We start from the raw sequence: 14,593 nt of genomic DNA on the forward strand, positions 1-14,593 counted from the left end.
CCAAAATCTCTGTTTCCCCAACTTGACCTCCATTTCGAGAAATAAACAAACCAAACCCAAACCTATCGGTAATACCAGCTTGAAAATTAAGCCGAATTGTTGGATTTAGTAAATATTCATTTGAAAGCAAATTATCTCCGTAGAAATAAGGTACTCCCACATCCAAACCAAACTCGGGCTTGATGCTGTAATCAATACCTTTCCGGATAAGTCCTTCTTGAGCCAGGCTAGTTAACCCTAGGCAGAAAAGTGTTAGGAGCAGGATCATTTTTTTCATGGAATTATCATTTTGATCCGCCCCAAATCAGTACTCACTCTATCTGTCTCTGACAAAAAATAATTGGCTTCACTGACATCCGATTCAAAATCCCCACTAAAATTAGAAATCTGAAATCTAGCTCCTCCATAAGATACCAAATAATACCTCGCCATATTTTTCTGTGGAATTACAATCCTAAAACTTCCATCAGACTCAGTTCTCACCCTATAAATCACCCTGACAAATCTTCTCTCCGGGAGTCCGTTTTCGCCAAAAACCAAACCTGACACCTCACTCAGCTCTCCAAATCCAATGATAAAATCGCTGACAGCTTCATCTTCCTGATTCACAATCTGACCCGTAAAGGTGAAAAAGGCATTGTCTTCATAAACCCTACAAGATTGGGTAAAAAAAATTAAAAAGACACTTGAATATAAAAGGAAGCGAACAAAAATGACCCTCTGCATAAGCAAATAATTTACACTGATAAACTTAGTCAAAAAAACGAGATATATAAAAGTTAGTTTGAATTATAAAAAAAATCAGGAATTATGCATTCCTGATTTTCCACTTAGCTTTCAAATAGCCCCAAACTACTTTGGGGCTCATTGCTTTTTTCCTCTTGATGCCTCCATCATATCCCACATTTCCTGAGGAATCATATCAAGGTTATTGAATTCTCCTGCACCTTTTAGCCATTCTCCTCCATCGATAGTGATTACTTCCCCATTAACGTAGGCCGAAAAATCAGAAACCAGATAAGCTGCAATATTCGCCAACTCCTGATGCTCTCCTACCCTACCTACTGGTACCTTTTTGGCGGGGTCAAATTTCTTGACCAAGTCTCCTGGCAATAACCTACTCCAAGCTCCTTCTGTAGGGAATGGCCCTGGTGCAATGGCATTGGACCTGATTTTGTATTTGGCCCATTCTACTGCTAGTGAGCGCGTCATGGCCAAAACTCCTGCTTTAGCTGCGGCGCTCGGAACCACATAGCCTGAACCTGTCCATGCATAGGTAGTCACTATATTGAGAAAAGTACCTGCTTGACCTGCATCTATCCATTTCTTGCCTATCACCATGGTGACATTTGCACTTCCCTTTAAAACAATATCCACTACCGTATTGAAAGCATTGGTGGACAGGCGCTCTGTAGGAGAAATAAAATTTCCAGCTGCATTATTGAGCACTACATCAATTTTACCAAACTTTTCAAGTCCTTTATTGTAAACATGCTCAACTTGTTCAGCGTCACGTACATCGCAAGAGACCGCAAGTACTTGGCCTCCTGTTTCTTTTTCCATTTCCTTTGCTGTTTTTTCCAACACCTCGATTTTACGACTGGTAATAATCAAGTTAGCACCCAATTTCAAAAAATAAGTCCCCATAGACCTACCCAAACCAGTACCGCCTCCTGTGACCAAAATTGTTTTTCCTTTTAAAGCTCCATCTCTGAGCATTCCTTCTGTATAAGACATATTAATTTGGGTTAAATGACCGTTGAATATAGGTATTCCGCCAAGTAAAAAAAAGTGCTGTTAGGTAGTTTTGGCATCATTTTAAATGTTAGCGAAAGGAATTAGCTTTGCTTCAAGAAATCCAAACCATGCATCTATCAAGATTACTTATTATCCTTTCCATTCTTTTGGCTTCTTGCCATGGTGATATTGAAAAAAACATCACCACAGACTTGCAAGTGGAGGGGAATGAAATATTCAATATTACTTTAGCTTTGGATGAGTCTCTGGCATTTGCATTTAGGACTTTTGAGAGGTATTCCAATGCTGACACAACAGCTATTCTCGGATGCCCTGATATTCTGGTCGACAAAGATCAAAAAAAAGTCACCTTAGAGTTTTTAGGCAATAGGCAATGTATAAATGAAATCAACCTGAGCAGAGCTGGGAAGATCCATCTCCAATTCATCAATCAAGGCACATTCAATGCAGTAGTCATGGAATATGAGAATTATACAGTAAGGGAAAAGACGATTCAGGGTAAAAGGGAATTTAGACAGCCAAGAGTAAGTAATAGTCTAAACAGTAATACCAGAATAGAAACCTTTGAGGATCTCATGGTAATTGATAAAAATAATTCCTCCAGCAGAATCAATGGTGAATTCGAACATCGTTTAACCATGCAAAGCTCGGTAGTTACAGAAATTATTTCTTCAGGAAGTCTTCAAGGCAGAAATATCACAGGGAGACCAATCAATATGACAAGGACTCAGCCGAAAAGGTATAGCATTACTTGTTTGGAAGGAGGATTTTTTATACCCTGGCAAGGCAGTGAAACTTGGCAGGTTGTTAGACACACCAATCAGGCTACGACACATCAAGCAATTTTTGAACGCGAAATCGAATGTCTAAGTATACTTAATTTAACCTTACATGATGGTAGAACCATCACGTACAGACAATAAAAAAAGCCTTCAGGTTGAATCTGAAGGCTTTATTAATATTTTTAGGTATATTAATACCTGTAGTATTCTGGTTTGTAAGGACCTTCTACGGTCACTCCTATATACTCAGCTTGTTCTTGCGACAGCTCTTCGAGTTCTACACCCAATTTAGAAAGGTGAAGTGCAGCTACCTTCTCATCAAGATGTTTTGGGAGCACATAAACACCAGCTTCATACTGATCAGTGTTGTTCCAAAGTTCTAGTTGAGCCAAGGTCTGATTCGTAAAGGAATTGGACATGACAAAAGAAGGGTGACCAGTTGCACAACCTAGATTAACAAGTCTGCCTTCAGCCAATAGAATGATATCATTACCTTCAATATTGTACAAGTCAACTTGTGGTTTGATTACATTCTTGGTATGGCCATAATTTTTATTCAACCAAGCCATATCGATTTCATTATCAAAATGACCAATGTTACATACAATTGTTTTGTCCCTCATGGCCTTAAAATGACGCTCAGAAATGATATCCTTATTACCTGTAGCAGTCACAACGATATCGGCTTCTTTTACTGCATCAACCATTTTCTTCACAGCAAAACCATCCATGGCAGCTTGAAGTGCACAAATTGGATCGATTTCAGTTACGATCACTCTTGCTCCAGCACCTCTTAAGGAAGCAGCAGAACCTTTTCCTACATCACCATATCCTGCTACGACAGCTACTTTTCCTGCCATCATCACATCTGTTGCTCTTCTGATTGCATCTACCAAGGATTCCTTGCAACCATATTTGTTGTCAAATTTCGACTTGGTCACGGAATCATTCACATTGATAGCCGGCATTGGAAGTGTGCCTTTCTTCATTCTTTCATAAAGCCTATGAACACCAGTGGTGGTTTCTTCAGAAAGGCCTTTGATTCCATCGACCAATTCAGGATAATTATCCAGAACCATATTGGTCAAGTCACCTCCATCGTCCAAAATCATGTTCAGTGGCTGTCTTTCCTCACCAAAGAAAAGTGTTTGCTCAATACACCAATCAAATTCTTCTTCAGTCAGACCCTTCCAAGCATAAACTGAAATTCCTGCAGCAGCAATTGCAGCAGCAGCATGATCTTGCGTTGAGAAAATATTGCAGGAAGACCAAGTCACTTCAGCACCTAAGGCAACCAAAGTTTCGATCAATACTGCAGTTTGAATAGTCATGTGGAGACATCCAGCAATTCTTGCACCTTTCAAAGGCTGTGCCTCACCAAACTCTTCTCTTAGCGCCATCAAACCAGGCATTTCTGATTCAGCCAGCGTAATTTCTTTTCTTCCCCAGTCGGCCAGAGAAATATCTTTCACCTTATATTTGATGAACTTGTCAGATTTAATTTCAGACATATAATTATTGATTAATGAATTGATTTTCAATTTAGATTTACAAAAATAGCCTTTTTAACTTCAAAATAAAATTTGGCTATAACAGGAATTTGACCTCTTTTAGTCCATAGGTAACATGTTCTCCTCCCCTTTTTTCAATAATGATTTTACCTTCTTCATTCATACCTTGAATAAATCCTTGGAATACTTCCCCATCGTCATACTTAGCCCATTCTCTATAGCCCAGAAGGTGAGAAAGGTATTGCTCGTTTATGGCTCTTTGATCTCCTTTTTTCAGCTGTAAGTACCATCTTTCTATTTTCGAAATCAGTTTTGAGAAGAGGTCGTTCAGGTCTATTTGCTGCCCCGATATATTTTGCAATGAACTGGAACCAGGAAATGGAAATTCGATCTGATTAACATTAAGACCAATTCCAACTACAGAATGTTCAACACACTTTTGGTTTATGATGTTTTCAATCAACACACCGCAGACTTTACCCTGCTTTTCATGGAATAGGTCGTTTGGCCATTTGATCTTGATTTGCCTGTCATATACTGACAACTCCTCGTGTAAGGCAAGGCAAACTATTTTGCTTAGGTCAAATTGCTGGTGAGGTCGTAAAAATACAGGCCTCAGAATAATTGAAAAAGTAAGGTTTTTGCCTGGTTCTGACCACCATTGACTCCCTCTCTGCCCCTTCCCTTTGATCTGAGATTCAGTGATAATGATGCTTCCTTCTGACACTTCCTTCCGCTTGATCTTTTCCATTGCAATATCGTTGGTAGAGTGACACTCTGTCATGAAATGGATATCTTTTCCGAGAAAAACAGTATTGGCAAGGATTTTATACATTTTGATTAGTTAATTTGTAAGGCATTAAAGATATTACCGGGCATTTTGTGAAAGGTAAATTTCAAAAAAAACAGGAGAAATAGAGCATGACAGCAGAAGAGCTGAGTAAAATAATTGTAAAAGGCATGGAAGATAAAAAAGCTTCCGAGATTGTTTTGATGGACTTAAGAGACGTAAGTAATTCATTCACAGACTTTTTTGTGGTTTGCTCCGGGAATTCCGACACACAAATTGAGGCCATTTCCGATTCTGTAGAAGAACAAGTGTTCAAATCAAATAAAGAAAGACCTTGGAGAAGTGAAGGGAAAAATAACCTTCAGTGGATTCTTATGGATTATGTAAACGTCGTGGTTCACATTTTCCTGAAAGACAAAAGATCATTTTATGGCATTGAGGAACTCTGGGGTGATGCCAAAGTCACAAAGATTGATTGACACATGTTTGAACTTTAAGACAGTTTGAGCGTTTTACAACAAGTTTGCAGCATAGAAATAATAACAGATGAGCGATAATAAGAAAAACAAAAAATTCATCCCTAAGACACCTCAGAAACCGAATTTTCAACTCTGGTTGATTATCGCAGCTGTGGTAGTCTTGGTAGGCATAACTTGGTTCAACCAAAGGAATGCTGTGATGGACATCACCTTGAAAAAATTTGAAGACATCTATTTGTCCAACGATGTCTCTAAGGTCATGGTGATTTACAATCAGAATATTGTAGAAGTTACATTAAGATCTGAAGCACTTGAAAACAGGAAATATAAAGAAGAGCTTGAATCCAACAGTCCTTTTTTCACTCCTACGGGACCTCATTATCAATTGAAAATAGCTTCTGTAGACAAATTCATTGAATACTACAATGATTTGGAATCCCGAATGCCGGAAGATCAGCGGATCAGCTACGAATCTAAGACACAAGAATCTTGGACCAATTGGTTCTCAAGTTTCGGTTTCTTGATTTTATTATTTGTACTCTTTTGGTTTATGATGAGAAGGATGGCTGGTCCTTCTGGACCTGGAGGCCAGATCTTTAATGTGGGTAAATCAAAAGCTCAACTCTTCGACGCAGAAAATAAAGTGAAGATTACTTTTGATAATGTAGCTGGGCTTGATGAGGCAAAGGAAGAAATCCAAGAAATTGTGGAATTTTTGAAGAACCCATCAAAATTCACCAAGTTGGGGGGTAAAATCCCTAAAGGTGCTCTATTGGTAGGACCTCCGGGAACCGGTAAAACATTGTTGGCAAAAGCAGTAGCAGGAGAAGCTGGTGTTCCATTTTTCACCCTTTCAGGCTCTGATTTCGTGGAGATGTTTGTGGGTGTAGGAGCTGCCAGAGTAAGGGATCTTTTCAAACAAGCCAAAGAAAAAGCACCATGTATCATTTTTATAGATGAGATTGACGCCATTGGACGTTCAAGAGGTAAAGGACAAATGCCAGGTTCCAATGACGAAAGAGAAAACACTTTGAACTCTCTTCTTGTCGAGATGGATGGATTTGGTACTGATACTGGAGTAATTGTACTCGCAGCTACCAACAGACCGGATGTATTGGACTCCGCTCTTTTGAGACCAGGAAGATTTGACAGACAAATCAGCATTGACAAACCTGACATTGTGGGTAGAGAGGCAATTTTCAAAGTACACCTTGAGCCGATCAAATATTCTGAGGATGTTGATCCTAAAAAATTATCAGCCCAGACTCCTGGATTTGCAGGGGCAGAAATAGCCAATGTGTGTAACGAAGCAGCACTTATTGCTGCAAGAAGGAACAAGACAGCGGTAGACATGCAGGATTTCCAAGATGCAATAGACAGGGTCATCGGTGGATTGGAGAAAAAGAATAAAATTATTTCTCCTGATGAGAAAAAGATTGTTGCATATCACGAAGCAGGACATGCCGTTGCCGGTTGGTTCTTGGAACATGCAGATCCATTGGTCAAAGTGAGTATAGTTCCTAGAGGGGTGGCCGCACTCGGCTATGCGCAGTACCTGCCCAAAGAGCAGTTCTTATATCAAACTGAACAACTGATAGATGAGATGTGCATGACATTGGGTGGCAGGGCCGCAGAAGAAATCATCTTTGGTAAAATTTCCACAGGTGCATTGAGTGATTTGGAAAGAATTACTAAGATGGCTTATTCAATAGTCTCCATCTATGGTATGAATGAAAAGATAGGAAATGTATCTTTTTATGACAGCAAGAGCAATGAATATAGAACATCAAAGCCTTACTCCGAAAAAACCGCAGAAACAATTGATGAGGAGGTTAGAAAACTGATTTTGTTTGCTTATGAAAAGACAAAAGCTCTGCTGATAGATAAGAAGAATGAACTGGAAATACTAGCAAAAGAACTATTGGAAAAAGAAATCCTATTCCAAAGTGATCTAGAAAAATTGATCGGTAAACGTCCATTTGGAAAAGAAACTACTTACGAGGCATATACAAAAAAAGAACTTAAGGAAGTAAAGCCAATTGAGGTTAAACCTGAAGACAATTCCAAAACGGAGGTTAAACCTGAAACTAATTCCAAAGAAGAAGATGTGCCAAAAAAAGATAGCGATCCTTCAGAAGAAGAAAAAGTAGAAGAAGACAAAGGTTAAGTCCGATAAAAACCAACGCTTTAAAAGCTTCCTGATTACAGGAAGCTTTTTTTTAGTGCCCTATCTGAGATTTATATCTCACGAAAAGTTTATTTTGCAAACATGAATATTCAACTGCACGGAAAAAAAGTATTTTTTGCTTCTGACTTCCATCTCGGAGCTCCAGATGAAAAATCAAGTAAGTTAAGAGAGAAAAAGATCATCCATTGGCTGAATAGCATTCAGGAAGATGCTGCAGCGATATTTCTGGTGGGAGATATTTTTGATTTTTGGTTTGAATACAAAAAAGCTGTCCCGAAAGGATTCGTCCGCTTTTTAGGTAAAATCGCGGAACTGAGGGATAAAGATATCCCCGTTGTATTTTTCACAGGAAACCATGACTTATGGATGAAGGACTACTTTGAAAAAGAATTGAATGTTCCGGTTCATCACAATCCCATTCAATTGGTTATAGAAGGGAAACAACTTCTCATAGGGCATGGCGATGGATTAGGCCCAGGGGACAAGGAATATAAAGTCTTGAAGCAGATATTCACCAATAATTTGGCTAATTGGCTTTTCAAATGGCTACATCCCGATATAGGTATTACATTGGCCCAAAAATGGTCCTCTAATAGCCGTATATCAAAAATACATAAGGGAGAGAACGACTTCAAGGGAGAAGAAGAATGGCTTTGGCAATACTGCAAGCAGATTGAAAAAACCCAACATTTCGATTATTACGTCTTCGGTCATAGGCATATTCCTTTAGACTTACCTGTGGGCAATAATTCCAGGTACCTCAACTTAGGTGAATGGGTGAGTCAATTTACTTATGGGGTATTTGACGGCACAAAGTTTGACATCAAGACTTTTAAAGAATGAAAAATCTCATATTCTTATTTTCCTTCCTGATAACCCTCCAAGGCTACTCTCAGGACAACGATTGGGGAATTCCCGTAGAAATTAATTTTTCTCGGCTTGGTTTACTCTCCTTAGACAATCAGGGTTTTATCTTCATCTCCGACTTGGAGGGAAACCTTTATCAATATGATAAAATAGGTACAAGGATTAATAATTTCTCCCCACATCGTCAAGGTGCACTCACTCAGTTGGAAGCGGCCTGGACTGTCAATATTTTTACATTTTCGGCAGACCTACAAGAATATAGGATTCTGGATAGGTTCATTAATCCAGTAGCTGAAAATAGAATCCCGCTACAGTTGATCACACTTGCCAAAGTAGCTACTTTGGGAAATAACAATATCATTTGGGTATTTGATGAGGCTGACTTATCGCTCAAACAGTTTGATTACAGGCAGGGTCGTATCACACAAAACCAACCATTAAACCTAGTCCTTGCACAGTCTTCTTTAGATATAGTAGACATTAGGGAGTATCAAAACATGGTCTTTCTCAATATTGAAGAGGAGGGTGTATATGTCTTGGACAATCAAGGTAACTTTCTCCAGCAATTGCCAATAAATCTCAATCAAAAAATCAGCTTTTGGAAAGATGAACTCAGCTATCTTGAGGGTGATGATTTGGTGTTTTTGAACCTGAAAAACAAGAATAAAACAGCCTTTAGCATACCTGAAAACATTCAGGCTAAAAATGTTATCGTTGATGGTAATTCAGTGATACTTTACAGTCAGGATAAAATATGGGTTTTCCCAAAAAACCAAACCCCGCTTAAGGACAAGTAAAAACCCCAAGAAATTACTTCCTTGGGGTTCTTTATATTTATTGGTTAATTCTACTTTTAGGCAATTTCTACCAAAGTAATATCAAATATCAAATCCTGACCAGCCAAAGGATGGTTGGCATCGAGAATGATTTTTTCTTCTTCTACACCTACTACCCTTACCGGAACTGGCTGACCTTGTTGATTCTGAAGAGACAGTTCCATACCGATTTCCGGCTTGATGTGTGGAGGTACTTGTGTCAAGGGAATATCCAACATCATGTCATCTCTTTTCTCACCATAGGCTTCATTACTAGGAATAGTAACACTTTTTTCTTGTCCTATTTCCATGCCTTGAACTGCTGCATCAAAACCTTTAATCATATTGCCATCACCAAGGGTGAATTGTAGAGGTTCTCTATTTGCGGATGAGTCGAATACAGTGCCATCGTTAAGTTTACCTGTGTAGTGAACTTTTACTGCGTCGCCTTTACTTGCTACTGACATATTATTATTTATTTTTTGTTAAAGGACAAAGGTAACAATTTTATTATGCCCATAAAAATCTGTCCGATTTCGAAAAAGCTACTGTCCGAAATCGAAAGAAACATGTTCAATAACGGACATAATTTTTCGTAAATTGCTGACAAAACACAGTCTATGAGGCTATTTTGATAATGGCACCATTTTGTCAACTGTATCGCAAAACGATGAATCATGGAAAATCAACAACTCGGAAAAATACTCATTATCGACGACAATGAAGACCTGTTATTTGCAGCCAAGATGCTTTTAAAAAAGCATGCAAAAGAGGTTTCTATTGAAAAAGATCCCAGAAGAATTCCTTTTTTAATCAATAACAACTCCTATGATGTCATTCTATTGGATATGAATTTCACGGAGGATACCACTTCCGGTAAGGAAGGCTTTCACTGGCTGAAACAAATCAAAGAAATTGATCCTAAAGCTGTGGTTATATTGATTACTGCTTTTGGGGATGTTGAAATGGCAGTTCAGGCACTGAAAGAGGGAGCCACTGATTTTATCTTGAAACCATGGCAAAATGAAAAACTCCTCGCAACCCTGACAGCAGCAAGCAGACTAAAAGACAGCTATAATGAAGTAGAGAAGCTCAATAAAAAACAAAAACAACTTCAGTCCGATGCCAAGAAGCCTTACACAGAAATCATCGGGAACAGTGCTTCGATGAAAAATATTTTCTCCATTATAGACAAGGTTGCACAGACAGATGCCAATGTATTGATTTTGGGAGAAAATGGAACAGGAAAGGAACTCATCGCAAGGGCTATACATGACAGGTCCCACCGCAAGGATGAAATTTTTGTAGGAGTGGATATGGGAGCTATAACTGAGACCTTATTTGAAAGCGAGTTATTCGGGCACAAAAGAGGGGCATTCACAGATGCCAAAGACGACCGTGCCGGAAGGTTTGAAATTGCTGACAACGGTAGTTTATTTCTGGATGAAATTGGTAACTTGAGCATGCCATTACAGTCAAAGCTACTTACAGTTTTGCAAAAAAGGGAAGTCACCCGAATCGGAACCAATAAAGCAATTCCTGTAGACATCAGGCTAATCTGCGCAACCAACATGCATATACATGAAATGGTAATGGAAAATACTTTCAGACAAGATTTACTTTACCGGATCAACACCGTTGAAATCTTCCTGCCTCCTTTGAGAGAAAGGCACGATGATATTCCAGCGCTTGCAGAGCATTTTCTTAAAACCTACAGCCAAAAATACAGGAAAGATTTTTCCGGATTTACAGCTTCCGGTATGCAATTACTGCAGCGTTATAATTGGCCGGGAAACATAAGGGAATTGCAACATGCCATCGAAAGGGCTATTATTATGGCTGAAGGAACTGAACTGGATTCCAGAGATTTCTTCTTTTTGTCAGCAAAGCCTACTAATGACAAAATCAGTGCGCCGGCGTCTTACAATTTAGATGAAGTGGAGAAAACCACCATTCAGAGGGCTATAGACAAAAACGGTGGGAATATCTCCAAAGCAGCGAAAGAGCTCGGTCTAACAAGAGCTTCTTTATACAGAAGACTGGAAAAATATGGATTATAAAATTGGATTATTGGGGAGGATTGCCCTCCTCACTATCTCTTTATTTTTACTTTCTTACTTTATCCTGAATAGTGCGGGGGTATTTGCTATATCTCTTTTCATTATTCTCATCATGGCCCAGATTATTTTTTTCCTAAGCTATGCAGAAAGCTCTTTCAAAAAAGTAAGGCAATTTTTGGACAACATCAAGCAGGACAACTACACGAATGTCTATCCTGTGAAGTTTGATGGCACAGAAACCGACGACCTACATATAGAATTCAATGCTATACTGGCCAAGCTCCAGGAGGATCAGGCTGAAAAAGAGGCAAACTACCAATATTTCAGGTCAGTTTTTCAGCACTTAAGCATTGGTTTGATCACCTTTGATGAAGATGGCAAAATTCAGATCGTCAATACATCTGCCAAGCGTATGTTGAATATCAACCAGCTAAGCCTCATTTCAGAAATCCAGCATATCAATAAAGAATTGCACCATGCCATTCACTCACTCAGGACAGGTGGCAGTGAACTCATCAAAATCGCACACCCTGATGGCATCATGCAACTTTCCGTCTACGTAATTGAATTGGTCATGCGGGACAGTAAATTCAAGTTGGTTTCTCTACAGAACATTCAAAGTGAGTTGGAAGAAAAAGAAATGGAAGCCTGGCAGAACCTTGTAAGAGTGCTGACACACGAAATCATGAACAGTATCGCTCCGATATCTTCTTTAGCAGCTACTGTCAAAGGCGATATGGAATCCAAAATCGATAACGATATACCTGTACCCCCTTCAGAACTTGAGGACTACCTGATGGCCCTAAGTACCATTGAAAAAAGAAGTGAAGGCCTTATCAATTTTGTGAGCGATTTCAGAAGTCTTGCCCATATTCCTACGCCTAAGTTCCAAACCATACGGCTGAAGGCCCTATTCGGTCAAATGGAGACCCTACTTCAGCATCAATTTGAAAAAAATCAGATAATACTTAAATGCAGCATCGAACCGGACGACCTGATACTTTTTGGTGACCAAAACCTGATTGAACAAGTACTGATCAACCTCATGCAGAATGCCATTCATGCCGTGGAAGATACTGTGACTAAAGTAGTATCTCTTGATGCCTTTATCGATGAGTCAGGAAAAATCATCATTGAGGTCCATGATTCGGGAAAAGGTATTGAAGAAGAAGCACTTTCAAAAATCTTTATTCCTTTCTTTACCACTAAGAAAAGAGGATCCGGCATTGGCCTAAGCTTATCCAAACAAATTATGAGAAGGCACAAAGGAAATATTCAGGTAAGATCTAAAATTGGGCAGGGAAGCACCTTCAAATTGATCTTTAATGCTTGATTTGGTATTGAGGATTTAAAAAAGTCTACCTCTTTTGCTATAAATATACCCAGGACCATCACAGGCTGCCCAAGTCATATTAATCAATTTGTTATCACGGGTAATGGTGACTACCTCCATATTTCCTTCACCACAATTAGCGGCCATTTGAGGGTTGGTTTCAAAAATAAGTTCAAAAGTATGAACCACATCAGGATTGGTGTGCGCCTCATCTAATTTTTGGTATTTTCCCAATGCCTGCATGGGCACCTGTAACAGTTCTCCCATTCCCTTAATTTTATTCGAAAATTTTATAAAAGTACCGTCATCATTAAAAATATACTTTTCCTCAAAATCTATGTCCATCGGCACCTCATCTACTGCCCAGTAACTCTTCATATCAATAAGCGTCCAATATCCCAGTACATTAAACTCAGGCTCTTTATCATCCTGATTGCAGGACGTAAAGCAAAGGGCAAAAAGAAGTGTAAGGAGGCTTAATTTTCTCATCATATAATTATATACGCAATGCAAACTGATTGCGACCACTAAAGGTTGACAAATTCAATCAAAAAGCAAAGAATCATTGTAAATTTATCATTGATGAAGGATATTAACCTGCAGTTAACTATTTCTTTACACTAATCAACTAATTTTTACAAATATTCTTTATTTGATAATAGCTCCTTCATCACCAAGTCAAATGAGCGCTATACTTTGCAATCAAAACTCAAAGACTTGAAAACTAACTTCAAAACACTCGTCGTCTCTGATATACATCTTGGCACAAAAGGTTCCAAAGCAAAGGAAATAGCCCGCTTTCTCAAACAGTATTCTTGCGACAATCTCATCTTAAATGGAGACATCATAGACGGGTGGCAATTGAAAAAATCAGGTTCGTGGAAAAGGAAGCACACGAGGTTTTTCAACAGGATATTGAAAATGATTGATCGTGACAACACCAAAGTTTTTTATCTGAGGGGTAATCATGATGATTTTTTAGACCAGATTCTCCCTCTTCAGGTTGGTAACCTGAGCATTCAGGCGGATATGATTTATGAAAGCAATGGCAAAAAATATTTCATCACCCATGGAGACATTTTTGACAGTATTACTACCAATCTCCGATGGATTGCCTATCTCGGAGATGTGGGGTACACCTTTCTGTTGTGGCTCAACAGGCAAGTAAACTATCATAGAAGAAAGAGAGGTCTTCCCTATTATTCTCTTAGTCAGTATGTGAAAGGAAAAGTGAAATCGGCTGTTTCTTATGTGGACCAATATGAGGAGGAGCTTGCAAAAATGGCTAAGGCAAAAAACTGTGATGGTATTATTTGTGGACATATTCACAAGGCAGAAAACCGCAATATTGATGGCATTCAGTACATGAATTCAGGTGATTGGGTAGAATCCATGAGTGCCCTGGCAGAAGACCATGAAGGCAATTGGCAGCTGATATATTACTCTGAGATTGACTTCCAGAAATCTTCTGATGTAGTGAAAATGCCTAAAACCATTGAACCGGAAATGAAAATAGTAGCATTTTCAAATCACAATCCCTCTTCAGGTTTATCAGACTTCATTTAACCTATGAAATTTCTCTTTATCATACAAGGTGAAGGAAGAGGGCATATGACCCAAGCCATTGCCCTTTCTCAAATTCTGAAGAAAGCAGGCCATGAACTTTGTTCAGTTTGCATAGGTAAAAGCAATAGAAGGCAAATCCCTGATTTCGTTCAGAAAAAACTACATGTTCCCATCCATACATTCGAAAGTCCAAATTTTGTCACAGATAAAAACCACAAGGCAGTAAGACTCCTCCCTACAATCACTCAGAACCTTGGGAAATGGCGTATTTTTCAAAAAAGTCTGAAAGAAATTGATGGACTTGTAAAAACCCATAAACCTGACATCATCCTAAATTTTTATGATATTCTGGCAGGAATATACAATTGGTTATACAAACCTGAATGTGAATTTTGGAGCATTGGACACCAATACTTAGCTGAGCATAGAGATTTCGCTTTCCCG

Annotated in this window: 16 protein-coding genes; 9 read left to right on the forward strand and 7 right to left on the reverse strand. The window is 38.8% G+C overall.

The annotated features are described in order from the left end of the window. From EA341_RS14210 to EA341_RS14220, 3 genes are all read right to left on the reverse strand, one after another. Positions 1–277 (reverse strand): hypothetical protein (locus EA341_RS14210; protein ID WP_293015724.1); only part of this gene is annotated, 277 nt, incomplete at its 3' end. Continuing rightward, positions 274–726, reverse strand: coding sequence for a hypothetical protein (locus EA341_RS14215; protein ID WP_293015726.1), 453 nt, complete (start codon positions 724–726; stop codon positions 274–276). The genes EA341_RS14210 and EA341_RS14215, both read right to left, overlap by 4 nt. A 138-nt stretch (positions 727–864) precedes the next feature. Further along, positions 865–1,737: an SDR family oxidoreductase gene (locus tag EA341_RS14220; RefSeq protein WP_293015728.1), complete on the reverse strand. Its 873-nt coding sequence runs from the start codon at positions 1,735–1,737 to the stop codon at positions 865–867. 128 nt (positions 1,738–1,865) lie between these two features. On the opposite strand from EA341_RS14220, the gene EA341_RS14225 reads away from it, so the two are divergent. After that, positions 1,866–2,681: a hypothetical protein gene (locus EA341_RS14225; RefSeq protein WP_293015730.1), complete on the forward strand. Its 816-nt coding sequence runs from the start codon at positions 1,866–1,868 to the stop codon at positions 2,679–2,681. Between the two features lie 50 nt (positions 2,682–2,731). On the opposite strand, the gene ahcY is transcribed toward EA341_RS14225, so the two are convergent. Both ahcY and EA341_RS14235 read right to left on the reverse strand, forming a co-directional pair. Beyond that, the gene (gene ahcY, locus EA341_RS14230; RefSeq protein ID WP_293015731.1) at positions 2,732–4,051 is read right to left on the reverse strand and encodes an adenosylhomocysteinase; all 1,320 of its coding nucleotides are present in this window, start codon (positions 4,049–4,051) and stop codon (positions 2,732–2,734) included. 76 nt (positions 4,052–4,127) lie between these two features. After that, positions 4,128–4,886, reverse strand: a complete 759-nt coding sequence (locus EA341_RS14235; RefSeq protein WP_293015732.1) for a biotin--[acetyl-CoA-carboxylase] ligase — start codon at positions 4,884–4,886, stop codon at positions 4,128–4,130. A gap of 86 nt (positions 4,887–4,972) precedes the next feature. On the opposite strand from EA341_RS14235, the gene rsfS reads away from it, so the two are divergent. The 4 genes from rsfS (at position 4,973) to EA341_RS14255 (ending at position 9,172) form a co-directional block, all read left to right on the forward strand. After that, entirely contained in the window at positions 4,973–5,320 is a 348-nt protein-coding gene (rsfS, locus tag EA341_RS14240; protein WP_293015734.1) for a ribosome silencing factor, read from the forward strand. 67 nt (positions 5,321–5,387) lie between these two features. Beyond that, positions 5,388–7,487: an ATP-dependent zinc metalloprotease FtsH gene (gene ftsH, locus EA341_RS14245; protein ID WP_293015735.1), complete on the forward strand. Its 2,100-nt coding sequence runs from the start codon at positions 5,388–5,390 to the stop codon at positions 7,485–7,487. Positions 7,488–7,589: 102 nt separating this feature from the next. Beyond that, positions 7,590–8,351: a UDP-2,3-diacylglucosamine diphosphatase gene (locus EA341_RS14250; RefSeq protein ID WP_293015736.1), complete on the forward strand. Its 762-nt coding sequence runs from the start codon at positions 7,590–7,592 to the stop codon at positions 8,349–8,351. Next, the gene (locus tag EA341_RS14255) at positions 8,348–9,172 is read left to right on the forward strand and encodes a hypothetical protein (RefSeq protein WP_293015738.1); all 825 of its coding nucleotides are present in this window, start codon (positions 8,348–8,350) and stop codon (positions 9,170–9,172) included. Before EA341_RS14250 ends, EA341_RS14255 begins: the two co-directional genes overlap by 4 nt. Positions 9,173–9,228: 56 nt before the next feature. On the opposite strand, the gene EA341_RS14260 is transcribed toward EA341_RS14255, so the two are convergent. Then, a complete protein-coding gene (locus tag EA341_RS14260) occupies positions 9,229–9,657 on the reverse strand; it encodes a peptidylprolyl isomerase (RefSeq protein ID WP_293015740.1) in 429 nt (142 codons plus the stop codon). A 210-nt stretch (positions 9,658–9,867) separates the two neighbouring features. On the opposite strand from EA341_RS14260, the gene EA341_RS14265 reads away from it, so the two are divergent. Beyond that, positions 9,868–11,250 carry a sigma-54 dependent transcriptional regulator gene (locus tag EA341_RS14265; RefSeq protein WP_293015742.1) on the forward strand — a complete coding sequence of 461 codons (1,383 nt, stop codon included), beginning with the start codon at positions 9,868–9,870 and terminating at the stop codon, positions 11,248–11,250. Continuing rightward, positions 11,240–12,583 carry an ATP-binding protein gene (locus tag EA341_RS14270; protein ID WP_293015744.1) on the forward strand — a complete coding sequence of 448 codons (1,344 nt, stop codon included), beginning with the start codon at positions 11,240–11,242 and terminating at the stop codon, positions 12,581–12,583. Before EA341_RS14265 ends, EA341_RS14270 begins: the two co-directional genes overlap by 11 nt. A 15-nt stretch (positions 12,584–12,598) precedes the next feature. Here the strand turns inward: EA341_RS14270 and EA341_RS14275 are convergent, their stop codons facing one another. Then, positions 12,599–13,075 (reverse strand): hypothetical protein, encoded by a 477-nt coding sequence (locus EA341_RS14275; protein WP_293015746.1) that lies wholly within the window; start codon positions 13,073–13,075, stop codon positions 12,599–12,601. A gap of 225 nt (positions 13,076–13,300) precedes the next feature. Here EA341_RS14275 and EA341_RS14280 point away from each other — a divergent pair, with 225 nt between their 5' ends. Then, the gene (locus EA341_RS14280; protein ID WP_293015748.1) at positions 13,301–14,149 is read left to right on the forward strand and encodes a UDP-2,3-diacylglucosamine diphosphatase; all 849 of its coding nucleotides are present in this window, start codon (positions 13,301–13,303) and stop codon (positions 14,147–14,149) included. Between the two features lie 3 nt (positions 14,150–14,152). Next, on the forward strand, positions 14,153–14,593 hold a 441-nt coding region (locus tag EA341_RS14285; RefSeq protein WP_293015750.1), incomplete at its 3' end, for a glycosyltransferase family protein.

This window comes from Mongoliibacter sp. (assembly GCF_007692705.1).
In the GTDB taxonomy this organism is placed as follows: Bacteria; Bacteroidota; Bacteroidia; order Cytophagales; family Cyclobacteriaceae; genus Mongoliibacter.

Excerpts from the sequence above, each read along its gene's own strand:
- EA341_RS14270 (WP_293015744.1), top strand. The coding sequence starts at position 11,240 with ATGGATTATAAAATTGGATTATTGGGGAGGATTGCCCTCCTCACTATC.
- EA341_RS14275 (WP_293015746.1), bottom strand. The coding sequence starts at position 13,075 with ATGATGAGAAAATTAAGCCTCCTTACACTTCTTTTTGCCCTTTGCTTT.
- EA341_RS14215 (WP_293015726.1), bottom strand. The coding sequence starts at position 726 with ATGCAGAGGGTCATTTTTGTTCGCTTCCTTTTATATTCAAGTGTCTTT.
- EA341_RS14255 (WP_293015738.1), top strand. The coding sequence starts at position 8,348 with ATGAAAAATCTCATATTCTTATTTTCCTTCCTGATAACCCTCCAAGGC.
- ahcY (WP_293015731.1), bottom strand. The coding sequence starts at position 4,051 with ATGTCTGAAATTAAATCTGACAAGTTCATCAAATATAAGGTGAAAGAT.
- EA341_RS14220 (WP_293015728.1), bottom strand. The coding sequence starts at position 1,737 with ATGTCTTATACAGAAGGAATGCTCAGAGATGGAGCTTTAAAAGGAAAA.
- ftsH (WP_293015735.1), top strand. The coding sequence starts at position 5,388 with ATGAGCGATAATAAGAAAAACAAAAAATTCATCCCTAAGACACCTCAG.
- EA341_RS14250 (WP_293015736.1), top strand. The coding sequence starts at position 7,590 with ATGAATATTCAACTGCACGGAAAAAAAGTATTTTTTGCTTCTGACTTC.
- rsfS (WP_293015734.1), top strand. The coding sequence starts at position 4,973 with ATGACAGCAGAAGAGCTGAGTAAAATAATTGTAAAAGGCATGGAAGAT.
- EA341_RS14235 (WP_293015732.1), bottom strand. The coding sequence starts at position 4,886 with ATGTATAAAATCCTTGCCAATACTGTTTTTCTCGGAAAAGATATCCAT.
- EA341_RS14265 (WP_293015742.1), top strand. The coding sequence starts at position 9,868 with ATGGAAAATCAACAACTCGGAAAAATACTCATTATCGACGACAATGAA.
- EA341_RS14260 (WP_293015740.1), bottom strand. The coding sequence starts at position 9,657 with ATGTCAGTAGCAAGTAAAGGCGACGCAGTAAAAGTTCACTACACAGGT.
- EA341_RS14225 (WP_293015730.1), top strand. The coding sequence starts at position 1,866 with ATGCATCTATCAAGATTACTTATTATCCTTTCCATTCTTTTGGCTTCT.